Annotated in this window: 24 protein-coding genes and 1 pseudogene; 8 read left to right on the top strand and 17 right to left on the bottom strand. The window is 68.8% G+C overall.

The genetic code is table 11. The features are described 5' to 3' along the window. Positions 1 to 9: 9 nt before the first annotated feature. Positions 10 to 585, bottom strand: a complete 576-nt coding sequence (locus tag KWI83_RS32780) for a toxin-antitoxin system, toxin component family protein (protein WP_218518033.1) — start codon at positions 583 to 585, stop codon at positions 10 to 12. 244 nt (positions 586 to 829) lie between these two features. On the opposite strand from KWI83_RS32780, the gene KWI83_RS32775 reads away from it, so the two are divergent. The 4 genes from KWI83_RS32775 to KWI83_RS32760 all read left to right on the top strand — a co-directional run bounded on the left by KWI83_RS32775 (position 830) and on the right by KWI83_RS32760 (position 5,556). Beyond that, on the top strand, positions 830 to 2,158 hold the full coding sequence (locus KWI83_RS32775) for an extracellular solute-binding protein (RefSeq protein WP_218518032.1): 1,329 nt from the start codon (positions 830 to 832) through the stop codon (positions 2,156 to 2,158). After that, the gene (locus tag KWI83_RS32770) at positions 2,155 to 3,096 is read left to right on the top strand and encodes a carbohydrate ABC transporter permease (RefSeq protein ID WP_218518031.1); all 942 of its coding nucleotides are present in this window, start codon (positions 2,155 to 2,157) and stop codon (positions 3,094 to 3,096) included. The genes KWI83_RS32775 and KWI83_RS32770 overlap by 4 nt, the downstream gene beginning before the upstream one ends. Continuing rightward, entirely contained in the window at positions 3,093 to 3,941 is an 849-nt protein-coding gene (locus KWI83_RS32765; protein ID WP_218518030.1) for a carbohydrate ABC transporter permease, read from the top strand. The genes KWI83_RS32770 and KWI83_RS32765 overlap by 4 nt, the downstream gene beginning before the upstream one ends. Before the next feature lie 103 nt (positions 3,942 to 4,044). Then, positions 4,045 to 5,556 carry an alpha-N-arabinofuranosidase gene (locus KWI83_RS32760; protein ID WP_218518029.1) on the top strand — a complete coding sequence of 504 codons (1,512 nt, stop codon included), beginning with the start codon at positions 4,045 to 4,047 and terminating at the stop codon, positions 5,554 to 5,556. A gap of 20 nt (positions 5,557 to 5,576) precedes the next feature. Here the strand turns inward: KWI83_RS32760 and KWI83_RS32755 are convergent, their stop codons facing one another. The 5 genes from KWI83_RS32755 to KWI83_RS32735 all read right to left on the bottom strand — a co-directional run bounded on the left by KWI83_RS32755 (position 5,577) and on the right by KWI83_RS32735 (position 8,490). Continuing rightward, positions 5,577 to 6,671 (bottom strand): hypothetical protein, encoded by a 1,095-nt coding sequence (locus KWI83_RS32755; protein WP_218518028.1) that lies wholly within the window; start codon positions 6,669 to 6,671, stop codon positions 5,577 to 5,579. A 92-nt stretch (positions 6,672 to 6,763) separates the two neighbouring features. Further along, positions 6,764 to 7,147 carry a hypothetical protein gene (locus tag KWI83_RS32750; RefSeq protein WP_218518027.1) on the bottom strand — a complete coding sequence of 128 codons (384 nt, stop codon included), beginning with the start codon at positions 7,145 to 7,147 and terminating at the stop codon, positions 6,764 to 6,766. Between the two features lie 93 nt (positions 7,148 to 7,240). Further along, positions 7,241 to 7,387 carry a hypothetical protein gene (locus KWI83_RS32745; RefSeq protein ID WP_218518026.1) on the bottom strand — a complete coding sequence of 49 codons (147 nt, stop codon included), beginning with the start codon at positions 7,385 to 7,387 and terminating at the stop codon, positions 7,241 to 7,243. Positions 7,388 to 7,411: 24 nt separating this feature from the next. After that, on the bottom strand, positions 7,412 to 7,657 hold the full coding sequence (locus tag KWI83_RS32740) for a DUF397 domain-containing protein (RefSeq protein WP_218518025.1): 246 nt from the start codon (positions 7,655 to 7,657) through the stop codon (positions 7,412 to 7,414). After that, positions 7,657 to 8,490 (bottom strand): helix-turn-helix transcriptional regulator, encoded by an 834-nt coding sequence (locus tag KWI83_RS32735; protein WP_218518024.1) that lies wholly within the window; start codon positions 8,488 to 8,490, stop codon positions 7,657 to 7,659. The genes KWI83_RS32740 and KWI83_RS32735 overlap by 1 nt, the downstream gene beginning before the upstream one ends. A 130-nt stretch (positions 8,491 to 8,620) precedes the next feature. Between KWI83_RS32735 and KWI83_RS32730 the strand changes: the two genes are divergently transcribed. From KWI83_RS32730 to KWI83_RS32720, 3 genes are all read left to right on the top strand, one after another. After that, entirely contained in the window at positions 8,621 to 9,091 is a 471-nt protein-coding gene (locus tag KWI83_RS32730) for an ATP-binding protein (protein WP_218518023.1), read from the top strand. A gap of 542 nt (positions 9,092 to 9,633) precedes the next feature. After that, on the top strand, positions 9,634 to 10,605 hold the full coding sequence (locus tag KWI83_RS32725) for an arabinan endo-1,5-alpha-L-arabinosidase (protein WP_218518022.1): 972 nt from the start codon (positions 9,634 to 9,636) through the stop codon (positions 10,603 to 10,605). Next, on the top strand, positions 10,587 to 12,020 hold the full coding sequence (locus KWI83_RS32720; protein ID WP_218518021.1) for a family 43 glycosylhydrolase: 1,434 nt from the start codon (positions 10,587 to 10,589) through the stop codon (positions 12,018 to 12,020). The genes KWI83_RS32725 and KWI83_RS32720 overlap by 19 nt, the downstream gene beginning before the upstream one ends. Positions 12,021 to 12,082: 62 nt before the next feature. On the opposite strand, the gene KWI83_RS32715 is transcribed toward KWI83_RS32720, so the two are convergent. The 8 genes from KWI83_RS32715 to KWI83_RS32680 form a co-directional block, all read right to left on the bottom strand. Next, positions 12,083 to 13,717: a histidinol-phosphate transaminase gene (locus tag KWI83_RS32715; RefSeq protein ID WP_218518020.1), complete on the bottom strand. Its 1,635-nt coding sequence runs from the start codon at positions 13,715 to 13,717 to the stop codon at positions 12,083 to 12,085. Positions 13,718 to 13,819: 102 nt separating this feature from the next. Beyond that, on the bottom strand, positions 13,820 to 14,968 hold the full coding sequence (locus KWI83_RS32710) for an aldose epimerase family protein (protein ID WP_218518019.1): 1,149 nt from the start codon (positions 14,966 to 14,968) through the stop codon (positions 13,820 to 13,822). Positions 14,969 to 15,023: 55 nt separating this feature from the next. Next, complete coding sequence (gene mmsB, locus KWI83_RS32705; protein ID WP_218518018.1) at positions 15,024 to 16,268, bottom strand: multiple monosaccharide ABC transporter permease; 1,245 nt, start codon at positions 16,266 to 16,268, stop codon at positions 15,024 to 15,026. Continuing rightward, entirely contained in the window at positions 16,265 to 17,815 is a 1,551-nt protein-coding gene (gene mmsA / locus KWI83_RS32700) for a multiple monosaccharide ABC transporter ATP-binding protein (protein WP_218518017.1), read from the bottom strand. Before mmsA ends, mmsB begins: the two co-directional genes overlap by 4 nt. 32 nt (positions 17,816 to 17,847) lie before the next feature. Then, entirely contained in the window at positions 17,848 to 18,960 is a 1,113-nt protein-coding gene (gene chvE / locus KWI83_RS32695; RefSeq protein ID WP_218518016.1) for a multiple monosaccharide ABC transporter substrate-binding protein, read from the bottom strand. A 96-nt stretch (positions 18,961 to 19,056) separates the two neighbouring features. Beyond that, positions 19,057 to 20,025, bottom strand: a complete 969-nt coding sequence (locus tag KWI83_RS32690; protein ID WP_218518015.1) for a hypothetical protein — start codon at positions 20,023 to 20,025, stop codon at positions 19,057 to 19,059. A gap of 111 nt (positions 20,026 to 20,136) precedes the next feature. Further along, positions 20,137 to 21,141, bottom strand: a complete 1,005-nt coding sequence (locus KWI83_RS32685) for a zinc-binding dehydrogenase (RefSeq protein WP_218518014.1) — start codon at positions 21,139 to 21,141, stop codon at positions 20,137 to 20,139. Continuing rightward, on the bottom strand, positions 21,138 to 22,304 hold the full coding sequence (locus tag KWI83_RS32680; RefSeq protein ID WP_218518013.1) for a mandelate racemase/muconate lactonizing enzyme family protein: 1,167 nt from the start codon (positions 22,302 to 22,304) through the stop codon (positions 21,138 to 21,140). The genes KWI83_RS32685 and KWI83_RS32680 overlap by 4 nt, the downstream gene beginning before the upstream one ends. 257 nt (positions 22,305 to 22,561) lie before the next feature. Between KWI83_RS32680 and KWI83_RS32675 the strand changes: the two genes are divergently transcribed. Then, on the top strand, positions 22,562 to 23,389 hold the full coding sequence (locus KWI83_RS32675) for a hypothetical protein (RefSeq protein WP_218518012.1): 828 nt from the start codon (positions 22,562 to 22,564) through the stop codon (positions 23,387 to 23,389). Positions 23,390 to 23,690: 301 nt separating this feature from the next. On the opposite strand, the pseudogene KWI83_RS39300 reads toward KWI83_RS32675, so the two are convergent. From KWI83_RS39300 to KWI83_RS32660, 3 genes and pseudogenes are all read right to left on the bottom strand, one after another. Further along, a pseudogene (locus KWI83_RS39300) lies at positions 23,691 to 23,801 on the bottom strand (lantibiotic dehydratase); the annotation flags it as partial. A 194-nt stretch (positions 23,802 to 23,995) separates the two neighbouring features. Beyond that, on the bottom strand, positions 23,996 to 24,331 hold the full coding sequence (cutA, locus tag KWI83_RS32665; protein ID WP_218518011.1) for a divalent-cation tolerance protein CutA: 336 nt from the start codon (positions 24,329 to 24,331) through the stop codon (positions 23,996 to 23,998). Between the two features lie 114 nt (positions 24,332 to 24,445). Beyond that, positions 24,446 to 24,733: DDE-type integrase/transposase/recombinase (locus KWI83_RS32660; protein WP_218518010.1), on the bottom strand; the 288-nt coding region annotated here is incomplete at its 5' end.

Here is a 24,733-nt window from a genome sequence, read left to right as displayed (position 1 = left end):
AGGCGTTGGTCACCGCCGCACACCCTTTCGTCCGCGGTAGCCCATGGACCGGTGCACGGGGTCGAGCGAGGCGTCGGCGCTCCGGTCGCCGCAGAGGAGGGGCCGGAACAGTGCGGCGAGCCGGTGGCCGAAGTCGTCGGCCTCGGCCTCCTCCCGTCGGCGCGAGCCGTTGCGGGCGGCGACGGCGAGGGCGGCGCCCTTCCGGCCGGACGGGCCCGCGAGGGCGTGCGCCGCGGCCGTCCCGGTGAGGTGCTGATGGTCGTGTCCGGCGTGCATGTGCCACAACTCGTGTCCGAGGATGACCAGTTGCTGCTGGGCTTCGGCGCGTTCCTCGACGATGACGAGGTCGAAGTCCTGGAACTCCACCCACAGGCCGGTCACTTCGATCTCGTCGGGGAACCGTTCGAAAAGCAGCTCGACGGGCCGTCCGTCGCGTTGCGCGCTCATCGCCTCGCACAGCGCCCGGCACAGTTCGCGTACGTCGGCGGGGGGACGGGGGCGGGTCCGCAGGGCGGTGCCGAGCTCGGCGACCAGCGTGCGCATGGCCCGAGCGCGCCGCCACCGCCGTAGCGCCGCGAGATCCATCGCACCCCCTTCCACCGCCGTACGGCGGGCGGTTCGAGAGTACGCGGCCGGAACTGTCCGCGTCATGTGGTCCCGCGACCGTTGTTCAATCGAGAACGATCACTGGGCGCCGAAAGTCGTGCGCAACCCATTGACGCGCACGTCCTTCGACTTTACGGTCCCGTTCGAAGTTACGGGCGATGGTCGATATATCGAACGCGTCGCACGAGTCAGCTGACCGTCTCTCGAAGAGTAAGGGCAGGGAATGGGACAACCTGGCCTGAACCGCAGGCAACTGCTCACCGCACTGGGCGGCCTGACCGTGGCCGGCAGCCTCGGCTTCGCCGCCCTCGGCACGGGCGCCGACGCCCTCGCCTCCGACGCCCGCACCCGGGTCCGCTACTGGAACCTCTTCAGCGGCGGCGACGGCGTCAACATGATCGACATGCTGGACGCCTTCCGCGCCGCCACCCCCGGCGTCGACGTCAAGGACTCCACCCTGCGCTGGGGCAACCCGTACTACACCAAGCTCGCCATGGCGGCCTCGGGCAACCGCGCCCCCGACCTGGCCGTCCTCCACCTGGGCCGCCTCGCGGGCTTCGCCCCCGAACGCCAGCTGGACCCCTTCGACATCGACCTCCTGGCCGAACACGGCGTGCGGGAGGAGGACTTCAACCCCATCCTCTGGCAACGCTCACTCATCGACGGCCAGTTGTACGCCCTGCCCCTCGACATCCACCCCCAGCTGAACTTCTACCGCAAGGACATCTGCGCCCAGGCGGGCCTCATCGGCGACGACGGCAACCTGATCACCCTCACCTCCCCCGACGACTGGTTCGACGCCCTCAAGGAGGCCCGGAAGGTGGTGAAGAAGGGCCTGCAGACCATCGGCCTGCACGCCTTCGACCAGAACTTCGCCTGGTGGTTCTTCATGTCCTTCTACGCCCAGGCCGGCGGCACCTACTACGACGAGCACCTCACCGACGTCACCTTCGACACCGACAAGGCCACCGAGATCCTGGAGTTCCTCCGCCGCCACATCACCGACGGCTACAACATCGCGGGCAGCCCCGACGCCGAGCACTTCATGAACGGCGGCGCCTTCGTCTGGGAGGGCGGCTGGTCGGTGCCGGTCTACGACGCCCCGAAGATCCCGTACGGCGCGACCCCGCTGCCGCCGCTCTTCGGTGAGCCCGCCACGCAGGCCGAGTCGCACGCCTTCGTCCTGCCCCACCAGTCCGACCGGGGCGGCGCCGCCAACGAGGCCGCGCACCGACTCGCCGCGTACATCGTGCGGCACGCCGTGGACTGGGCGAAGGGCGGCCACATCCCGGCGTACACCCCCACCCTCACCGACCCCGCGTACCACAGGCTCACGCCGCAGTCCGAGTACGCCTCCGCCATGGACCACCTGGCCCTGGAACCCCCCGCCTGGTTCGCGGGCTCCTCCGGCACCCTCGCCCAGCGCATCGGCCCGGTCGTCGTCGCCGCCAACCTCGGCTCCATGACACCGGGCGCCGCGGCCCGCCGTATGCGCCAGGTCCTGACCCAACTCCTGGAGATGCCGAACCCCATGGGAGGCGGCACGGCATGACCACCCTCGACACCACGGCCGCGGTCGTACGCCCCGCAGCCACCGTCGGCACGACCGGCGCCCGCGCCCGACTCGGCCGCTCCCTCCAGCGCGGCGGCTGGTTCGTCGCCCCCTTCCTGTTCCTCTACGCCCTGTTCGTCCTCACCCCCGTCGCCCGCGGCCTCTGGCTGAGCCTGACGGACGCCAACATCACCGGCGAGGGCACGAGCTTCGTCGGCCTGGACAACTACACGGAGGCCCTGGGCGACCCCCTGGTCTGGAGTTCGCTCGGCCACAGTGCCTACTTCACGCTCCTGGTGGTCCCCTGCATCACGGTGCTGGCCTTCCTCCTGGCGATGCTGGCCCACCACATCCACCACGCGAAGTGGCTCTGGCGCCTCTGCTTCTTCGCGCCGTTCCTCCTCCCCTCCACGGTCGTCGGCAACATGTGGCGCTGGATGTTCAACCCCGACACCGGCCTGATCGACCACGTCTTCCACCTTGAGTCGGCCTGGCTCACCCAGAAGTCGACGGCCATGACGGCGGTCGTCATCGCCACCCTCTGGTGGACGGTCGGCTTCAGCTTCCTGCTCTACCTGGCCGCCCTCCAGAACATCCCGCCCCACCTCTACGAGGCCGCGGCCCTGGACGGCGCGAACGCCTGGCACCGCGCCCTCCACATCACGCTCCCCATGCTGCGCAACGTCACCGGACTGGTCGTGGCCCTCCAGATCCTGGCCTCACTCCAGGTCTTCGACCAGGTGGTGGTGATGTACGAGTTCGGCCCCGGACCGGAGGAATCGACCCGCACGCTCGTCCAGTACACCCTCGAACAGGGCTTCACCAGCTACCGCGTGGGCTACGCCTCCGCGATCTCCATCCTCTTCTTCCTGATCATCGCGGCCGTCGCCCTCGCCCGGATGTGGCTGCTGCGCAAGCGTGAGGAGGCCGTCCGATGAGTGCCGCCACCGGAATACGCCGCCGCTGGACCCCGAGCCAGATCGCCCTCACCACCCTCGGCGCCCTGGTCTCCGCGGTGATGACGGCCCCGATCCTCTGGACGCTCTTCACCTCCCTCAAGAGCGAGACCGAGGCGGTGGCCGTCCCCACCCACTGGCTCCCGGAGGACTGGACGCTCCAGGCCTGGCGGAACATCTTCGAGACCGGCAACATCACCAACTGGTTCGTCAACTCGGTCGTGGTCTCGGTCTGCGTCACCTTCATCGTGGTCCTGGTGAGCGCCCTGGCCGGGTACGGCTTCGCCCGCACGGAGTTCCGCGGCAAGAAGGCGCTGCTGGGCCTGGTGATGGCGGGCCTGATGATCTCCCCGGCAGTGCTGGGCGTACCGCTCTTCACGACCGTCCAGGCGATGGGGATGGTCGACACCTACTGGGGCATGATCCTCCCGCAGTGCGCGCCGGCGGCGATGGTGTACATCCTCTACAAGTTCTTCCAGGGCATCCCGAAGGAACTGGAGGAGGCCGCGTTCATCGACGGCGCGGGCCGCTGGCGGGTCTTCTTCACGATCGTTCTCCCCCTGTCCCGCCCGTCGTTGTCGGCGGTGGGCATCTTCACGTTCATCGCCTCGTGGAACAACTTCCTCTGGCCGTACATGGTGACGAACAATCCCGACCTGATGACGATGCCGAACGGTATTGCAACGGTGATGAACTCGTACGGCATCCAGTGGGCCCAGCTGATGGCGGGGGGATTGATGGCAGGCCTCCCGCTGGTGATCGTCTTCATCTTCTTCCAACGCCAGATAGTGGCGGGGGTGGCCCACACAGGCTTGGCAGGCCAATAAAACGCCCCAGGGACAGTTGGCCTCAGGGGCGCGGGGAACTGCGCGATCAGCCACGAGCAACCTGAACGCACCACAAGAGCAACCCACACGGCGAAAGGACCCCATGCCCACCGCCCGCTTCACCCTCGACCCCACCTTCACCATCGGCCAGGTAAACCCCCGCCTGTTCGGCTCCTTCGTGGAACACCTGGGCCGCTGCGTCTACACCGGCATCCACGAACCCACCCACCCCACAGCCGACCCCGAAGGCCTCCGCACAGACGTCCTGAACCTGATCCGCGAACTCGGCGTCACCACCATCCGCTACCCCGGCGGCAACTTCGTCTCGGGCTACAAGTGGGAGGACACGGTCGGCCCCGCAGGGACCCGCCCCCGCCGCCTGGACCTCGCCTGGCGCTCCACCGAAACCAACCAGTTCGGCCTCTCCGAATACATCCGCTTCCTCACCAAACTCGGCCCCGAAGCCGAACCCATGATGGCCGTCAACCTCGGCACCCGAGGCGTACAAGAAGCCCTCGAACTCCAGGAATACGCCAACCACCCCTCCGGAACCGCCCTCTCCGACCTCCGCGTCACCCACGGCGACAAGGACCCCTTCAACATCCGCCTGTGGTGCCTGGGCAACGAAATGGACGGCCCCTGGCAGACCGGCCACAAAACCGCCGAGGAATACGGCCGTATCGCCGCCGAGACCGCCCGCGCCATGCGCCAGATCGACCCCACCGTCGAACTCGTCGCCTGCGGCTCCTCCGGCCAGGGCATGCCCACCTTCGCCGAATGGGAGGCAACGGTCCTCAAGGAGACCTACGACCTGGTCGACTACATCTCACTCCACGCCTACTACGAACCCCACGACGGCGACATCGACTCCTTCCTCGCCTCCGCCGTCGACATGGAGTCCTTCATCGAGAACGTCGTCGCGACCTGCGACCACGTGGGCGCGAAACTCAAGTCGAAGAAGAAGATCAACCTCTCCTTCGACGAGTGGAACGTCTGGTACATGTCGACATTCCAGGAGCAGAACGAGGCCGACCCCCTCGACTGGCCGGAGGCCCCCCGCCTCCTGGAGGACAACTACAGCGTCACCGACGCCGTCGTCTTCGGCTCCCTCCTCATCGCGCTGCTCCGCCACGCCGACCGCGTCACCGTCGCCTGCCTGGCGCAGCTCGTCAACGTCATAGCCCCGATCATGACGGAGCCCGGTGGCCCGGCCTGGCGGCAGACGACGTTCTTCCCCTTCGCGCAGGCGTCGAAGTACGGCCGGGGCGAGGTCCTCGACGTCCGCGTGGACTCACCGACGTACATGACACAGAAGTACGGCGAGACCCCCCTGCTGCACGCCACCGCCGTACGCGCCGACGACGGCTCGGTCACGCTCTTCGCGGTGAACCGCGACCGCACGAACCCGCTGCCCCTCGAAGTCGCCGTCAGCGCCCTGGACGTGACCCGGGTCGTCGAGCACAGCGCGCTCGCGGACGCCGACCCCGACGCCCGCAACACGCTCACCGACCCCGACCGCGTCACCCCGCACGCCGTCGAGGGCACGACCCTGGAGGACGGCCGTCTGACGGCGGTCCTGGAGCCGCTGTCCTGGAACGTGATCCGGCTGGCGTAGAAACTGCGGCTTGGAAGCCGTCACCGCTCGATGCGCACCTGGGCGGGCGGATACGGCGAGGAGGACGTCGTACCCACCGCCCAGTACGCACCGGCCGAACCCGGCACGGACACAAGGGAGTTGATGACCACGGGCGTATCGGACGCGGCCCCCCGCTCGCTCACCCACGCGGCGCCGTCGTGGTCCCAGCGCAGGTGGTGCGCCCGGTTCTGGTCCCAGAAGTCCCAGCCGGAGATACGGTCGGGCCGTCCCCGTTCGTCGGCGACGATCCCGGTGAGCATGCCGACGGTGAAGGGCGCGGTGACGCTCTGCCAGGTTGAACCGTCGCCGTGGAGGAGGGTGACGCCGGGGGGTTTGCCGGGCGGGCCGCCGACTCCGTAGTCGTAGCCGGTGAGCCAGATGTCGTCGTGGGCGACCGGGAGCAGTCCGGTGACGGTGAGGCGGATGCCGGTGTAGGCGGGGAGTTCGGTCCAGGCAGTGCCGTTCCAGCGGGCAACGATGCCGGGGCCGTAGACCCAGACCTGCCCGTCGGGTGCCACGTGGACGCCTGAGGGGGTGGCGGTGCTCCCGCTGGGAAGCGGGGGCAGCCACGTCCGCGCGCCTCGCATCAGCACCGAGCCGTCGCTGGTGCGGCCGGAGCACCACACCTCCCCGTCGGGGGCGACCGCGACGCCGGTGAGAGTGGTGCCGGACTGGCCGCGCCCCGGGAACTCGGCCTCCTGCCAGGTGCGGCCGTCCCAGGCGAGCAGGTGGGCGCCGGTGCCGACGGCCCAGGCGGACCGGGCGCAGGTACCGGCGACGGAGTGCAGGGCCCCACCGAAGCCGAGGTGCGCGAGGCCGACCCGCGTCCACGCCCCGCCGGACCGGACCAGGGCGAGCGGCGTGCCCCGGGTGCTGCCGTTGCGCCCCTCCTCGCCGACGGCCCAGGCGAGGTCGGTCCCGGCGGCGGCCACGTCGATCAGTTGCGCGGCGGGCGTGCACTCGGGCGCACCGACGGCCTCCCACTCCCGGGGCGCGGCGCCGTCCCACGCGACAGCGGTGCCGGTGCCGGTTGCGATGCCGACCCCCGCGCCCACCAACGCCCCCACCCCACCCAGAAATCTCCGTCTCCGCACGGCGTTTCCCCCTCCTCGGCCGGACCTGCTGGACACCGTGAACCAGCGCGCGGAAGAAGGCAATGCCGGGGGACAGCCCGTTTTCGGTCAGCTCAGGTGACGTACAGGAAGGCGGGAATCATCAGGAGGGGAAGGGTGAAAGCCAGCTGCAGGATCCAGGGGGTGCCCGGGCCTTCACTCTCGGGTTTGCCGGGGTTCTCCGCCTTCCAGGTCATGAACGTGCGCATTGCCTTCCAGTGCCCGACGGCGCACAGGGCACCGCCCACGAGTACCGCGCAGTACACGGGGAGCCACTCGTTCAGGGACTCCTTGGAGGCGAGGGAGAAACCCACCAGCGCCAGGAAGTTCACTGCCGGGCCGCAGGAGACGAAGACCTTCTGCCGTCGGTTGACCATGCCCGGCAGCATCAGGGCGATGAAGAGCGCCGCGCTCAGGGCGGCGAAGAGCCACCACAACGGCGACGCCTTGTCCAGCATGCATCGAGCCTTTCGTGTGCGTGCGATGGTACGCGGTGATGTCGCTGTCGCCGCCCCGATCGCGGCGTGGCCCGGGCTCGGCTGACCCGGCAGTCAGCCGTTGGCGGCCTCCCGGATCAGTGGCTCGAACTCACGCCGTACGTAGGCGTCGAACGGCTCGGTCAGCGCGCCGTCGATCACCCGCCGCACCTGGTACTCCGTCGCGAGCTCCTTGATCGCTGCGCGGGAGTCGGGCTCCACACCCCCGCGTGGCCAACCGCTGCGTCAGCGGACTGAGATACGGGAGATGAAGCCGACCCAGGCCTTGGGGGAGAGGGTCAGTTGGGGGCCGCGCTTGTTCTTGGAGTCGCGGACGTGGATGGTGGTGGGGGAGGTGGCTACCTCGACGCAGTCGCCGTCACCGCCGCTGCTGTAGCTGGACTTGTGCCAGGAGAGGGCGACCTCGACACAGTCGTCGCCGTCACCGCCGCTGTAGCTGCTCTTGAACCAGGCCAGTTCGGTGGTGGTCATTAGGCTCCTCGCATCCGTTGCAGCAGGCTCACGGAGTCCTCCAGGGTGAGAGCCTGTGAACGCATCCTCGCATAGCGCATCTGGAGGACGCTGACCTCCTTCGGGTCAGAGATGAGCAGGCCGCCTCGCTGCCCTTCGCAATACGCGAACCACTTGTTGTTCGGCGTCTCAAGCAAGCGGATGGGACCGTCCAGACCCGCGTGCGTCTCCCGTACCAGTGGCATGATCTGGATCTCGACGTTCCTCAGCTCCGAGATCTCCAGTACGTGATCGATGAGCTCCCGCGTAACCTCCATCCCGCCCGTCCGCCGCAGGAACACGTGCTCTTCGATGAGGAAGCTGAACGCCGTGTTGGGCCGCTCCCTGAGTAACCGCTGCCGCTCCGCCCGTGCGAGCCACTGTGCCTCGATCTGTTCGTCGTCCAGCGGCGGCAGCTGGTTCCGGAACAGCGTCCGTGCGTACGCCTCCGTCTGCAACAAGCCCGGAACCAACCGGCATTCGTACGTGTACAGCGTGATCGCCGTGGCCTCCAGCTGCGCCCACCGCCGAAACCACGCCGCCAGTCCGGGCTGTCGAACCAGATGCTGCGCCGACCGCCTCAGGGCCCCTGTGTTGCCGAGCACCGGTTCCGCGCGATCCGGGAACTTCGGGTCCGGCATCCGTCGCCCCAACTCCACCGACGCCACCGTGTGTTTGGAGAGCCCTACCAGATCCCCGAACTCCTCCCGGCTCAGCCCCGCATGCTCCCGCAACGCCTGGACCACCGCCCCGAACGTCCGCAGACTGTCCGACGACTCCGGCTCGCCACCCGTACCCACCGCACCATCGACCACAGCCGGTCACCTCCCGGGCTCATGGTTACGGGATGTCACGAGTACTGTCCAGTCTGTCACCGCGTACGCTCGCGCAGCGTACGCGGCGCCGACCTGGAGAAGTACCCTTCCCCACCGCCACATTGGGCGCATGACAGCACCCTCGACCCCACAAGGCCCGCTTACCGTACGTGTGTTCACTCAGCGCCTGAGCGCAACGCCCCGAGGCGCCCGCCTCGCCCGGTACCTCGTTCTCGACCAACTCCGGGCCTGGGGCCTCCCGTACGACTCCGACACCGCACAGGCCACCGCGGTGATCGTCGCAGAACTCGCCGCCAACGCCGTCACCCACGGCCGCGTACCCGGCAGGGACTTCGAACTGCGCCTCTCCCTGGTCCCCGGCAGCGTCCGCATCGAGGTCACCGACACCCTTACGGAGCCACGCCCGCCGGAGCCGGGCGCCGTACGGACGCCGGAGCCGCTCGCGGAATCCGGGCGCGGCCTCGCACTCGTCGCCGCGCTGGCCGCCCGCTGGGAGGTACTGGACCGAGAGCCACCGCCGGGCAAGACGGTACGCGCGGAGATCGATGTGCCGGGTTGGCTGTCCCTGCCCGGACGATGACCGGGACTGGCACGTGACCGTCGGGGCCGCCCGCTTCTTGGCCACTGTCGTGCTTCCACGGCCCGCGTCAAGGGCGCGTCGCGTCGCCTGACGGCGATCGGCCTGCGACCGCCCCTTGACCCGGTCCGTTCCAGCACGGGGTGGCTTTCGGCCGGTGGGCGGACCTCCCGTGGAGCGGCAATTGGCCGATTTGGGCACCCGGAGAGGGCAGAACACCCCAGTCAGACAGGCGCGACCGCGCCCGCCGACGCCGGTTGGCCGCGCGGCCGACGCTGCCCGCAAACCGACCTGGGCCACCCGCCTTTCCGGGCCGCCCGCTCGCTTCTCACCCGTGCTGGAGCGCCCTGTACTCGGCCCGTGGAAGCACGACACCGGCAAAGAAGCGGGCGGCCCCGACGGTCACGTCACCAACAGGCGTAAACCCCTGCTGCCCCAGACGGCTCGGCTCCTTTCTGCGTAAACCATTGACGCGCAAGTGGTTCGATTCTACGTTCCGTTCGCAGTGGCGATCGTTGTTCGATATACAGAACAGGAGCGTTCACGTGAGCCGCAGAAGAATCACCTTCCTGGCCGCCCTCCCCGCAGCCGCCCTCCTCGCCCTCGTCCCGAGCACGGCGAGCGCCTACCCCAACCCCGGCCGGGTCACGGGGTCCGTCATCACCCATGACCCGACCATGATCCGCACCTCCTCCGGGCAGTACCTGCTCTACGCCACCGGCGGCGGCATCGCCAACAAGACTTCCACCGACCGCATCGCCTTCAGCGCGGGCGCCGACGCCTTCTCCTCCCGCCCGAGCTGGTGGTCCCGTTACTCCTCCGTGCCGGAGGCCTGGGCGCCGGACCTCTCCTACCAGGGCGGCCGGTACCTGCTGTACTACTCGGTCTCGTCCTTCGGTTCGAACACCTCGGCCATCGGCCTCGCCACCTCCACGACCGGCCGCCCCGGCAGCTGGACCGATCAGGGGATCGTCTACTCCTCCAGCTCCTCCAGCGACTACAACGCCATCGACCCCAACCTCTTCGTCGACTCCGACGGCAAGTGGTGGCTGTCCTTCGGCAGTTGGTGGACCGGGATCAAGATGATCCAGATCAACCCGTCCACCGGGAAGCAGCTCTCCTCCAACACCACCCGGTATGCGCTCGCCTCCCGCCCGACCGGCACCAAGGCCGTCGAAGCGCCCTTCATCGTCAAGCGCAACGGCTACTACTACCTCTTCGCCTCGTACGACACCTGCTGCGCCGGCACCAGCTCCACGTACAAGGTCAAGGTCGGACGGGCCACGCGCGTCACCGGGCCGTACTACGACAGGAACGGCGTCTCGATGATGAACAACGGAGGCACGCCCGTCCTCGAATCGCACGGCAGCGTCATCGGACCCGGCGGGCAGTCGATCATGAACGACGTCGACGGGGACCTGATCGTCTACCACTACTACGACGGCAACGCCAACGGCACCCCCAAGCTCGGCATCAACCTTCTGAACTGGAGCAGCGGATGGCCCGTCGCGTACTGATGATGCTCGCCGCGCTGGTCTTCCTGCTCGGGCTGGGACAGTCCCCGGCGAGCGCGGCCTCGTTCTCCAACCCGGTCAAGTCCGTCAAGGGCGCCGACCCCTGGATCTCGTACCACAACGGGAACTACTACCTGGTCAGTACGAGTTGGACCGACGTCATCACCATCCGCACGTCCCCCACCCTCGCCGGGCTCGCCACCGCGCCCAGCGTGCAGGTGTGGCAGGGCGACGCGGCGTCCCGGTGCTGCAACATCTGGGCGCCCGAGCTGCACTTCCTCAACGGGCGCTGGTATCTGTACTACGTCGCCGGTCAGAACGTCTCCGACTACATCCCGACCCAGCGCAGCCATGTGCTGGAGAGCGCCGGGTCCGACCCGATGGGCCCGTACACGTACCGGGGTCAGCTCAACTCCGCCTGGATGCTGGATCCGACGGTGGGGACCATCGGCGGCCAGCTGTATCTGTTCGGCAGCGCGAGCGGCGGGACGCAGAATCTCGTCGCCGCCCGGATGTCGAATCCGTACACCGTCAGCGGGTCCTTCTCGACCATCTCCACGCCCACTCACGACTGGGAGCGGCAGGGCGGCACGGTCAACGAGGGGCCGGAGATCCTCCAGCGCGGCGGGCGGACGTTTCTGATCTATTCGGCGAGCGGTTGCTGGACACCCGACTACAAGCTCGGGCAACTGGAGCTGACCGGCTCCGATCCGCTGTCCGCCTCCTCCTGGACGAAGAAGTCCACGCCCGTCTTCCAGCGCAGCGACGGAAACGGGGTGTACGGGCCCGGCCACAACGGTTTCTTCACCTCGCCGGACGGCAGCGAGAGCTGGATCGTCTACCACGCCAACGACAACGCGAGCGAGGGCTGCGACAACGGCCGTACCACCCGGGCGCAGAGGTTCACCTGGAACGCCGACGGCACCCCGAACCTCGGGACGCCGGTGCGGCTGGGCGCCTCGCTCGCGGGGCCGTCCGGGGAACCGGCGGCCGCCTCGACGACGTACACCGTGGTCAACCGGAACAGCGGCAAGTGCCTCGATGTCGCCGGGGGTTCCAGCGCCGACGGCGCCAATGTGCAGCAGTACGCCTGCCACGGTGGCAGCAATCAGCGGTGGCGGCTTGAGGACCTCGGGGACGACACCCACCGCTTGGTCAATGTCGCCACCGGCAAGGTCCTCGACACCGCGAACTGCTCCACCGCCGACGGCGCCGACCTGCGCCAGTGGTCCTGGCTGAACAACACCTGCCAGCGGTTCCGTTTCCTGGCCACGGACAGCGGTCACGTCCGCATCGTCAACCAGGCCACGGGCAAGGTGGCCGACGTGGCGAACTGCGGGACGGCGGACGGGACGGACGTACGCCAGTGGTCCTGGCTGAACAACACCTGCCAACAGTGGCGCCTGACGCCGGTGTAGACAGCCGACTCAGGGGCGCGGGGAACTGCGCGACCAGCCACAACGGACCCGCAGCCGCCCGCCTACCCGGCCTGCCCCATCCCCGCCGCGTTCGGCCAGCTGGTCGCCCCCGGCCACCCGGTCGCCGCTGCCGGGGTCAGGCCTGGGGCGCTCGGGCTGCCCGTGCCCGTGGTGCCGCGCACCTGCGCCGCGGTGAGGCCGCCGCGCGCGGGGACGCCGGGCGGGGTGGGAGCGGGGGCGGGCGCGGGGACGGGGGTCGGCTGGGGGACCGCCTGGGCCACGGCAGGCTGGGCCACGGCGGGCTGGGCCACGGCAGGCTGGGGCACGGGCTGGGGCATCGCGGGCTGGGGCATCGCCGGTTGCGGGATCTGCTGCGGCACCGGCGGCTGCGGGAACGTCTGAGCCGCCGGCGCCGGCATCGGCACACCGGCGCCGACCGCACCAACGGGACCGGCGGCAGCGACGGCCTGAGCGGCAAGGCCCTGCATGCCGGCCCCGTTGGTGGCACTGACCAGCCGGTCCACCGCCGCCGTACCCGAGCTGTAGCTGGTCCCGGTGCCCAGCTCGGGCACGGCGGCTCCCCTCCTGGTCCCGTAGAGCACCTGTTCCAGGCCGGACACCAGGCGACGCACATCCACCTGGGGGCGCACCACGAGTCGCAGGAAGCGGCTGGAGGATCCGATCTTGTTGCCGCACTCACGGACCAGGATCCGGTGCTCGGTGAGCAGCCGGTCCCGGACCACGGTGCCCTCGGCGCCCACGGGGAGGCGCACGAAGAGGAAGTTGCCCTGGGAGGGGTAGACCATGAGGCCGGGGAGCGCGGAGAGCTGGCTGGCCATCTCCAGGCGGTCGCGGCGCACCTGCTGGAGGGACTGGGCGTACTCCGTGCCGTGTTCCTTCAGCATGAACACCACGTGCTCGGCGAAGGAGTTGAGGTTCCACTTCGGGAGCATGGAGCGTACGCGGCCCGCGAGGGCCGGGTTGGCCACCAGGTAGCCGAAGCGGACGCCGTGCAGGCCGAAGTTCTTGCCGAGGCTGCGCAGGACGATGACGTTGGGGCGGAGCATGGCCTCTTGTACGACGCTGGGTTCGGCCTCGGCGTCCGCGAACTCCAGGAACGACTCGTCGATCACGACCAGGTCCCGGTCCGCCATCGCGTCCATGAACTGCACGACCGCGTGCTTGTGCAGAAAGCCGCCGTCGGGGTTGTTGGGGTTGCAGATCACGGCGACCCGGGTGCCGCGGGCGCGGATGAACTCGGCGTACTGCGCGAGGTCGAGGGCGAAGCCGCTGGACTCCTGGAGCGGGAACATGTCGACCCGCTTGCCGGTCTCCATGGGCTGGTCGGTCCAGCGGCCGAAGGTGGGGACGGGGATGGCGAGGGACTCCCGGACGAGCAGGTGGTCGATCCAGGTGATCAGCTCGGTGGAGCCGTTGCCCATCGCCACGCACTGCGGCGGAAGCTGGAGCAGGCTGCACAGTTCGGCGGTGATGGTGTCGGCGCTGGAGGGGTAGTACGTGATGATCTCGCGCAACCGGGCCGCCATCTCGTCGTACATGGCGGGAGTAGGGAAGTAGGGGTTGCACGGGATGCAGAAGTCCACCGGCCCGGCCCCGTCGCTCTCTCGCGTCAGCGCGGCCATCGACGGACTGTGCGCCGAGGTGCTGCGAAACAGCGAGGTGACGTTGTCAGCCAAGGGAACCTCCGTCCATGGGCGGCCCGCGCGGGGGAGCGCGGGCCGCCCATACATACGGAGGCCGGGGTGGCCCCGTTCAACACATGTGACGAAAGTATGAAGTCACGCGCTGAACGAGTGGACAGTCGTCGTGCGGTATGTCTGCCCCGGCCGCAGCACGGTCGACGGGAACGACGGCTTGTTCGGCGAGTCCGGGAAGTGCTGCGTCTCCAGGCACAGTCCGTCGCCCTGCCGGTAGACGGTGCCGCCGGTGCCGACGAGGGTGCCGTCGAGGAAGTTGCCGGAGTAGAACTGCAGGCCCGGCTCGGTGGTCGCGATCTTCAGGGTGCGGCCCGAGGACGGGTCGCGGAGCGTGGCGATGTGCTCCGGGCGGGCCGTGAGGCCCTTGTCGAGGACCCAGTTGTGGTCGATGCCCTTGCCGTACAGCAGCTGCTGGTGCGGTACGCGGATGTCCTCGCCGACGGTCTTCGTGCGGCGGAAGTCGAAGGGGGTGCCCGAGACCCGCGCCAGCTCGCCCGTGGGGATCAGCCCCGAGTCGACCGGCGTGTAGCGGGAGGCGGCGATGGACAGCTCGTGGTCGTAGATCGTGCCGCTCGACTCGCCGGCCAGGTTCCAGTAGACGTGGCTGGTGAGGTTGACGACGGTGGCCTTGTCGGTGGTGGCCTCGTAGTCGACGCGCCAGTCGCCGCGCCGGGTGAGGGTGTAGGTGACCTTGGTCCTCAGCGTGCCGGGGTAGCCCATCTCGCCGTCGACGCTGGTGTAGTACAGGTACAGGCCGACGTCCCGGCCCTTGGTGAACGGCTCGATGTCCCAGACGACCTTGTCGAAGCCCTTGGCGCCGCCGTGCAGGCTGTTCTCGCCGTCGTTGACGGAGAGCTGGTAGGCCTTGCCGTCCAGGGTGAAGCGGCCCTTGCCGATGCGGTTGCCGTACCGGCCGATCAGAGCGCCGAAGTACGGGCTCTTGGCGACGTAGTCCTCGATGTTGTCGAAGCCGAGGGAGACGTTGGCGTAGCGCCCGCGCCGGTCCGGGACTTCGAGGGACTGCACGATCCCGCCGTAGGAGAGGACCTTCAGCCGGGTGCCGCCGTTCTCCAGCGCCCAGCTGTACACCTTGGTGCCGTCGGCGAGCTTCCCGAAGAGCGACTTCACCGGCTTCCTGCCTCCCGTGGCGTGCGCGGTTCCGCCCAGCGTGGTGGCGGCCATGCCCGCCGCCGCGGCTCCTGCGATGACCGTTCGTCTGTTCAGTTCCATGTGCGGCTCCTCTGAATGGAGGGGCCCCGCTCTGGAGAGCGGGGCCCTGATGGACTTACGAACCGACCCTGCGCTTGTTCCACACGTCGAAGCCGACCGCCGCCAGCAGCACCAGGCCCTTGATGACCTGCTGCCAGTCGGTGCCGATGCCGACGAGGTTCATACCGTTGTTCAGCACGCCCAGGACCAGACCGCCGATGATCGCGCCGAGCACGGTGCCGACACCGCCGCTCATCGACGCGCCGCCGATGAACGAGGCCGCGATCGCCTCCAGCTCGAAGTTGAGGCCGGCCTTGGGCGAGGCCGCGTTGAAGCGGGCGGCGAAGACCAGACCCGCCAGGGCAGCGAGCATGCCCATGTTCAGGAAGACCAGGAAGGTGACCTTCTTGTCCTTCACGCCGGACAGCTTGGCGGCGGGCAGGTTGCCGCCGATGGCGTAGATGTGCCGCCCGATGATCGCGTTGCGCATGACGTAGCCGAAGCCGACGACCAGCACGCCGAGGATCAGCAGGACGATCGGGGTGCCCTTGTAGCTGGCGAGCAGCAGTGTGACGGTGAGGATGGCGGCGACCAGTGCGACCAGCTTGAGCAGGAAGAGCTGGGTGGGCGGCACTTCCAGGGCGAACTCCTGCTGCCGCCTGCGGTCCCGGACCTCCTGGAGCACCACGAACGCGATGACGACGAAGCCCAGCAGCAGTGTCAGGTTGTGGTAGTTGGTCTCCGGGCCGACCTCGGGCAGGAATCCGTTGGCGACCTTCTGCAGGCCCCGGGGGAACGGGCCGAGCGTCTGGCCCTCCAGGAAGATCTCGGTGAGACCGCGGAACAGCAGCATGCCCGCCAGCGTGACGATGAACGACGGTATGCCGAAATACGCGATGAGGAAGCCTTGCATGGCACCCGCGGCCGCGCCGACGGCCAGGCACAGCACCACGGCGAGGACCCAGGGTATGTCGTTCTTGACCATGAACACCGCGGCTATCGACCCGATGAACGCAGTCAGCGAGCCGACCGACAGGTCGATGTGTCCCGCGATGATGACGAGCATCATGCCGATCGCCAGGATCAGGATGTAGCTGTTCTGCAGCACCAGGTTGGAGACGTTGCGCGGCAGCAGCAGGTCGCCGTCGGTCCACACCGCGAACAGCGCCACGATCAGGCCGAGCGCGATCAGCATGCCGTACTGCCGCATGTTGCGGCGCATGCCGTCCAGCAGCAACTGGAGCAGTCCGGCGCCCGAGGTCGTACCGCCCTTGCCGGGCGGCGCGGGGGCCGGCGTCTTGGCGGTCACATCCGTGCTCATCGGGTTACCTCTTTGTCCTTCGTCATCTGACGCATCAGCGTTTCCTGTGAGGCCTCGGCCCGCGAGAACTCACCGGTCAGCCGGCCCGCGGCCATCGTGTAGATGCGGTCGCACATGCCGAGCAGCTCCGGCAGCTCGGAGGAGATGAAGACGACCGCCTTGCCCTGGGCGGCCAGTTGGTCGATGACCGTGTAGATCTCGTACTTGGCGCCGACGTCGATGCCGCGCGTCGGCTCGTCCAGGATCAGCACATCCGGACCCGCGAAGATCCACTTGCTGAGGACGACCTTCTGCTGGTTGCCGCCGGACAGCTTGCCCACCGGCTCGAAGACGGTCGGCGCCTTGATGTTCATGGACTTGCGGAAGCCCTCGGCGACCTGCCGTTCCTCGTGCTCGTCGACCACGCCACGCTTGGCGACCTTGCCCAGCGCGGTCAGTGAGATGTTCCGGTTGATGGTGTCGATGAGGTTGAGGCCGAAGTGCTTGCGGTCCTCGGTGACGTACGCGATGCCGTTCTTCACCGCCTCCGCCACGGTCTTCGTACGGATCTCGCGACCGTCCTTGACGACCGAACCGCCCGCGTACCGGCCGTAGGTGCGGCCGAAGACGCTCATCGCGAGTTCGGTGCGCCCGGCGCCCATGAGGCCCGCGATGCCGACGATCTCGCCACGCCGCACGTGGATCGACACATCGTCGACGACCTTGCGCTGCTGGTCGATCGGGTGGTGCACGGTCCAGTTGCGGATCTCCAGCGCGGGCGCGGCGTCCGCCTCCGCCTCGTGCGGGGTCCGTTCCGGGAAACGGTGTTCCAGGTCGCGGCCGACCATCCCGCTGATGATCCGGTCCTCGGTGGTCTCCGCGGCCTTCACGTCGAGCGTCTCGATGCTCCGGCCGTCGCGCAGGATCGTCACCGAGTCCGCGACCTTGCGGATCTCGTTGAGCTTGTGGCTGATGATGATCGAGGTGATGCCCTGCTTCTTCAACTCCAGGATGAGATCGAGGAGTTTGCCGCTGTCCTCGTCGTTCAGGGCGGCCGTCGGCTCGTCCAGGATGAGCAGCTTCACCTTCTTGGACAGCGCCTTGGCGATCTCGACGAGCTGCTGCTTGCCCACGCCGATGTCGGCGACCCGGGTGTCCGGGTGATCGCTGAGCCCGACCCGCCGCAGCAGCTCGGTGGCGTGCTTCAGCGTCTCGGTCCAGTTGATGATCCCGCGCGTGGCGTGCTCGTTGCCGAGGAAGATGTTCTCGGCGATGGAGAGGTACGGCACCAGTGCGAGTTCCTGGTGGATGATGACGATGCCGTGGTGCTCGCTCGCCCGGATGTCCTTGAATCGGCAGACCTCTCCCTCGAAGAGGATCTCCCCTTCGTACGTGCCGTGCGGGTGGACGCCGGAGAGGACCTTCATGAGGGTCGACTTACCGGCGCCGTTCTCCCCGCAGATGGCGTGGACCTCGCCCTGCCGGACGGTCAGCGTGACGTCCGACAGCGCCTTGACGCCGGGAAAGGTCTTGACGATCGAGCGCATTTCCAGGACGGGTCCCGCCATGGTCGTGCCTTCCAATCCCTAGGGTGCGGCGGTCAGTTGAGGTCGCTTTCCTTGATGTAGCCGGAGTCGACGACGGTTTCCTTGTAGTTGGCCTTGTCGACTGCCACCGGCTCCAGCAGGTAGGCCGGGACGACCTTGGCGCCGTTGTCGTACGTCTTGGTGTCGTTGACCTCGGGCTTCTTGTCGTTGAGCACCGCGTCGACCATGTTCGAGGCCACCTTGGCGAGCTCGCGGGTGTCCTTGTAGACGGTCATCGACTGCTGGTCCGCGATGATCGACTTCACCGAGGCGACCTCGGCGTCCTGACCGGTGACGATCGGCAGCGGCTTGCTCTTGGTGCCGTAGCCGTCCGACTTCAGCGCGGACAGGATGCCGATGGAGATGCCGTCGTACGGCGAGAGGACCGCGTCGACCCGCTCGCTCCGGTAGGCGGAGGTCAGGATGTCGTCCATGCGCTTCTGGGCGGTGCCGCCGTCCCAGCGCAGGGTGGTGACCTGGTTCAGGTCGGTCTGCTGGGAGCGGACGACGAGCTGCTTCTTGTCGATGTAGGGCTGCAGGACGTTCATCGCGCCCTGGAAGAAGTAGCGGGTGTTGTTGTCGTCGTTGGAGCCGGCGAACAGCTCGATGTTGAAGGGGCCCTTCTCGCTGCCGTCCTTCAGGCCGAGCTTCTCGACGATGTAGTTGCCCTGGAGCTCGCCGACCTTCTCGTTGTCGAAGGACGCGTAGTAGTCGACGTTCTCGGTGCCGAGGATCAGGCGGTCGTAGGAGATCACCGGGATGTTCGCGTCCTTGGCCTGCTGCAGGACGTTGTTCATCGACTTGTTGTCGATGGCCGCGATGATCAGGGCCTTCACGCCCTGCGTGATCAGGTTCTCGACCTGCGAGACCTGCTGGTCGGGGTCGTCCTCGCCGTAGACGAGCCTGGTCTTGTAGCCCTTGGACTCCAGGTCCTTCTTGACGTTGTTGCCGTCGGCGATCCAGCGCTCGGAGGACTTGGTCGGCATCGCGATGCCGATGGTGGCGCCCTCGGTGCTGCCCGGGTCCTCCTCGCTGCCGCCCTCGCTGTTCTGGCCGCAGGCGGTCAGGGTGAGGGCGAGGGAGGCGGCGGTGGCTATGGCGGCGAGTGCGGCTCTGCGGTTACGCATGATCGTCATCCTTGATGTGTGCGGTGTGGAACCGAGACGAGGTGTGTGGGATTGTGCGCGGCTGTGTCTTGTTTTGTAAGCCCGTTTTCCGGAACGTTATGACGAGGTTTCGAACCGGCGCAGTTCGCCCGGCAGCCGGGAGCCGAGCGGCGCCATGTCGCCGTCCGCTCCGTGGCGGGCCAGCAGATCGAGGGCGAGCCGGCCGCGCCGCACCCGCTCCTTGGCGGTGGCCAGGGTCAGCTCCCGCAGGTGGTGCCCGTAGGGATACATCCCGGGCGCCTTGGACAGGCCGAACTTCAGATAGAGCGGCGCGCCGCGCCGGATCAGCTCGGCGACCTCGTACATCCGCACATAGCCGCCGAGATCGTCGGGGGCCTCGATGTACATGTCCATGGGAGCGCCGGACACCCTGCGGATCTCGGTGAGGTGATCCAGCGTCAGATCGCTGGGCACGTTGACGGAGTCCGCGCCCAGGTGCTCGTACACCGCGTACGAGGCCGGGTTGACGGGCCCGATCAGCGCCGACACCTTGAGCGTGGTGTCGGCCGGGAGGATGCCCTGTGCGCGCGCCCGGTGCAGTGTCCACAGCACGCCCTCGTCCGCGACGAGCAGGCACTTCACGCCCAACTCCGTTGCCCGTACGGCGTCCTCGACGCATCCGGCGACGGCGTCGTGGCCGCGCGCCCGCAGCCCGGCGCCGCGGGAGTCGGTACGGGTCGACCCGCCGATGTCCCAGGTGCCGCGCGGGCCGGTGAACAGGCAGAGCTCGATGTCACGTTCACCGGTCGCCTCCACCATCTCGGTGATCTCGGCGTCGGTCAGCATCCACACCCCGCTGCCCTGGCTGATCCGGTGGATCGGCACATCGAGGCGCGAGGACTCCTTGAGGACGACCGCCAGCGCCTCGGGGCCCTCGCACGAGGGGATCTCGGTGCGCCAGCGGCCACCGCCCGGGAAGCTGTGCGGTGAGGCGTCGGCGGGGTCGAGGGCGGGCGCGCCCAGGCCGAGGGCGGTGAGCGCCTGCTCACCGGGCCTGCGGGCTGCCGTGGCGGAAGCGTCGGTCACAAGCTGTCCTTCGTGTTCGGTATTTCGGACGAGGTTCGCGGCACTGGGGATGCGAAGGCTGGGAGTACGCCGGTACGGCGGCCGTCAGGTTGTCCCCGTACCGGCGTACGACTAGGGGCGGAGCAGCACCTTGCCGACCTTCGGGTCGCCGGCTCCGACCAGCTCGATGGCCTGCGAGAACTCGGTCAGCGGCAGCTCGTGGGTGACCAGCGGCACCGGATCCAGCAGCCCGGCGCCGAACACCCGCACCGTGTGCGCCCAGGCGTCCGGCGGCGCCCCGAAGACGGTGTGCACCTCCAGCTGCCGTACGACGAGATCGGTGGGGTCGAGCCCCTGCGCACCCGGCGCAGGGATCCCCGTGAGAACCAGCCGCCCGCCGCGCCTGAGCAGGGCGGCGGAGGTGCGCGCGGCGTCGGCGGACCCGGCGGTCTCGATGACGACGTCGAAGTCGTCCGGGAGTTCCTGATCCTTGGTGCGGAAGTCGGTGGCGCCGTACTGCCGCGACAGCTGCTCCCGGTCGCGCCGGGTGCCCACGACGAGCAGTTCGGCCGGTGATCCCGCCTTCAGGAACTGCACGGCGAACATGCCCAGCGTCCCGGTCCCCACGACCGCCACCCGCTCGCCCGGCAGGGCGTTCGCCTTGATCGCCGCGGCCGCGATACAGGCGGCCGGTTCCAGCAGGGCGGCGGCGGTCAGGTCGCAGTCGTCCGGGAGGACGTGCAGCAGCCGGGCCGGGAGCGTGAGCGTGGCGGCCATGGCGCCGGGCTGGGTGAACCCGGTCTCCTCGTACCCCGCGCCGCACAACGTGGTCTCACCGGCGTGGCAGCGGTCGCACACCTGGCAGTTTCGAAAGCCCTCACCGACGACCTTGCGGCCGACCAGGGAGGCGGGGACCCCGGGGCCGACCTCGGTGACCGTCCCCGACCACTCGTGGCCGGGGGTGAGCGGGTAACGGACGTACCCCTCGGGCCGGTTGCCCTGGTAGACCTCGCGGTCGCTGCCGCAGATGCCGACGGCGTGCACCCGCACCTGCGCCTCACCGGGGCCCGGTGGGCGGGGCGTGTGCTCGACGAGCCGGTGCTCGCCGGGCGCCTCGACGAGGACGGCGGTGCTCATGGCTTCGTCGCCTTCGGCTTGCGCTGCTCCCAGCCCTCGGCCCACAGGTCGAATCGGGCCTGCTGCTGCGGGAACTCGGCGGCCGCGTCGGTGTCCAGCTCGACGCCGAGGCCGGGGGCGTCGGAGAGGTGGAAGCAGCCGTCCTCCGGGTTCACCTGGGGCGCGCCCTTGACGACCTTCTTGATCTCCGCGTCGGCGAAGTCGTTGAAGTGCTCCAGGATCTTGAAGTTGGGGGAGGTGAAGCCGACCTGGAGGGACGCGGCGGTCAGCACCGAGCCGCCCACGTTGTGCGGCGCGACCAGCATGTAGTGGGTCTCGGCGGTGGCGGCCAGCTTCCGGGTCTCCCAGATGCCGCCGATGTGGCCGACGTCCGGCTGGATGATGTCGACGGCCTGGCTCTCGAACAGCTCGCGGAACTCGATCCGGTCGTGGATCCGCTCACCGGTGGCCACCGGCATGTCCACCTTGGCGGCGACCTTCTCCAGGGCCTTGAGGTTCTCCGGCGGGACGGGCTCCTCCAGCCAGGCCGGCTTGAACGGCGCCAGCTCGTGGGCGAGCCGGACGGCGGTGGCGGGGGAGAAGCGGCCGTGCATCTCCAGCATCAGCTCGGCCTCGGGGCCGATGGCGTCGCGGACCGCCTCGATGAGGGAGACGGCGTAGAGGGTCTGCTGGTGGTCCAGCTCGAAGTGGCCGGTGCCGAAGGGGTCGATCTTCAGCGCCCGGTAGCCGCGCGCCATGACCTCCTGGGCGGCCTTGTGGTACGCCTCGGGGGTGCGCTCCGTGGTGTACCAGCCGTTGGCGTACGCCTTGACCTTGTCGGTGACCTTGCCGCCCAGCAGCTGCCACACCGGCACGCCGAGGGCCTTGCCCTTGATGTCCCAGCAGGCCATCTCGACCACGGCGATCCCGGACATCACGATCTCGCCGGCCCGCCCGTAGTCGCCGTACTTCATACGGCGTACCAGGTCTTCCACGGCGAACGGGTCGGAGCCGAGAATGTGGTTGGCCTCGGCCTCCTTCAGGTAGCCGAGGAGGGCGTCGGTGTGGCCCAGCATCCTGGTCTCCCCGACTCCAGTGATCCCCTCGTCGGTGTGCACCTGGACGTAGGTCAGGTTGCGCCACGGCGTCCCGACCACGTGTGTGCTGATTCCGGTGATGCGCACGGCAGTTGCCCCTCGTGAAGGTCGGCTCTGTTCGAAATTTCGTCACACGTTCGAAATGCTGGCGTGACAGTAAGGACGCGGCGGTGGGGGTGTCAATGGGTCTGGCGGATAACGGTTTCGACACTTTCGACGGCCGGTTTCGGGATGATGAGAGTGGCTTGCCCTCAAGTCGACGCGCCGGAAGCGATTGTTCCGCACAGAACATTCACAGCGGCGACTATGAACGTTACCGATCAAAAACTTAACCTTCCCGCGTCATGGACTACTGCCACTCGTGCCGACGGCACCTGAACGGCGCCCTGGCCTGCCCGGGGTGCGGCACGCCGGCCGAACAGCTTCCCGCGTACGCGGAGGAGACCGTCGTGCACACCGTCGTACGGACGGATGTGCGGACCGACGTGCGCACGGATGTCGTCACGGTGGTACGGGCGGCGCAGCCGGACGAGCCGGACGAGCCGGACGAGCCATACGAGCCATACGAGCCGGACGAGCCGGACGACGAGGACGCCGACGCCCTTGACGACGACCGCGCCGGGCGCCGGGAGTCCAGGCGCCGCCAGCCGGGCGTGAGTCGTCGCGACCGCAAGGCCGCGGCCCACCGCCGCCGACGCCGCCGCACCCTGCTGATCACGGCGGGCTTCGTGCTGGCCGCCGGTGCCCTCAGCCTCGCCGAACTCGGCCTGGACGCCCCCGGGTCGGCCCCGAACCCGGCGGCGGCCGGGGACACCTCGGCGGACGGCGGCGCGTCGAAGGAGGTGGACGAGACGACCGACCCGCTGACCGACGCCTCCACGGGCATCACCCCGGGCAGGAGCACGGCCTCCCCGGATGCCTCGACGTCCCCGTCCCCGTCGGAGTCGGAGTCGGACAAGGACGAGAAGGACGACAAGGAGTCGCCGAGCCCGACGGAGGAGGACGAGTCGACCCCGTCGGACACGGCCCCCGCCCCGTCGACCTCCACCCCGGCGGCCCCACCAGCCCCGGCCCCGGCCCCGACCCCGACGGCGGACCCGACGACGTCGGAACCGACTCCGGAGCCGTCGCCTTCGGAGACGTGCGATCGGTTTCTGTGGTGGTGCACCTGAGGTGTTCTCGCGGTGGCGGGCCTGACGCCTCGTGGACGCCTGACGACTGCCCTCCCGGCAGTCGGGACGAGGGCGTGGCCCGTTCGGTACAGGTGTAAGACGCCACTGCACGGCTCCGAGCCCCGCTGCGGATCGAGTGGTTGAGGCCGGGCTTGGCGGCGACGCGGTCGCCGCGGGTACGGGCGGCGTTGTTGGCGATCAGCGGTAGCCGCTTCAGCAGTTCGGGGCTTCACTGAAGGCGCAGGATGATGTCGGTGACCACTCGGCGTCGCGCCGGATCGCTAACGCGGTGCTTACCTCGCTACGGCACGCTCACCCGGGGCCCCGCGGATAGGGGAGCGATGCCGGCGAACAGGCCGAGCGGTGTGGGGCGGTGCCGCCACCGCAGGAGGCAGGAGGCGGCGGACAACGCGGTACGGCGGACCTGGCGGGGATCGCTCCGCCTGCCCTGGACCGAGGCCTTGACCGCTGCAGTCGGAACGGGGGGTGGCCAGCTCTATCGCGCTGCGGACCTCTTCGCGCCGCCAGATGCGGTTCAGCCACCCGCGGGTGACGCCCATGAGCGCGAGTTCGCTCGTCATCTGCGGCAGTTCGCCGCGTGAGGCGTCACCCGGCGGACTGCGGCGCGGACTCGTCGACGACCCACGCCAGATAGGCCTCGGAGCCCCCCGTCACCGGGAGGGTGATCCACTCAGGCACCTCGTAGCTGTGCTTCTCGGACACCCACGCCTCCAGCTCCGGCAGCCGGTCCGTGGTCGTCTTGTACGAGATCCGCCACTCCTGAGCCGTCTCGATAGCGTTCTTCCACCGGTACACCGCGGTGAACGGATGGTCGATGTGGGCGCACGCGGCCAACCGGTCCTCGACCGCGCCGCGGGCGAGGACCTTCGCCTGCTCCTCGTCGTCGATGGTCGTCTGCGCAATCACGATCTCGCTGGCCATGAAACTGCCCTCCCAGTTCGGTGTAACACGACGCTATCCAGCGGCCGTTGCGTTCTCGAAATCCGGCGCTAGCCGGGACCACGAGGTCAGGCGAGGCGCCAGGAGCGCAGCCGTTCAGCGATGCTGTACGAGTCCATCTCCAGAGCGCGGATGTCGTAGGCCCATGTTCAGTGCTGCCACGACCAGGTCCGCGCCATGGTGGGCACCCATCGCGTAGCCGAGCAGGCGCCGGGAGAACAGGTCGATGACCGTGGCGAGGCAGAGCTTGCCCTCCTCGGTGACGATCTCTGTCACGTCGCCCGCCCAGACGAGATCGGGTTCCTCGGCAGCGAAGTCCCGTTTGACGAAGTCCGGTGCAGCCGGACGCTTCCCGCCGATCGCATCAGCGGGGGCGCGGGTTAG

It is taken from the genome of Streptomyces sp. TRM70350, from assembly GCF_019219825.1.
Lineage (GTDB): Bacteria > Actinomycetota > Actinomycetes > Streptomycetales > Streptomycetaceae > Streptomyces.
This window is presented reverse-complemented; position numbering and strand designations above follow the sequence as displayed.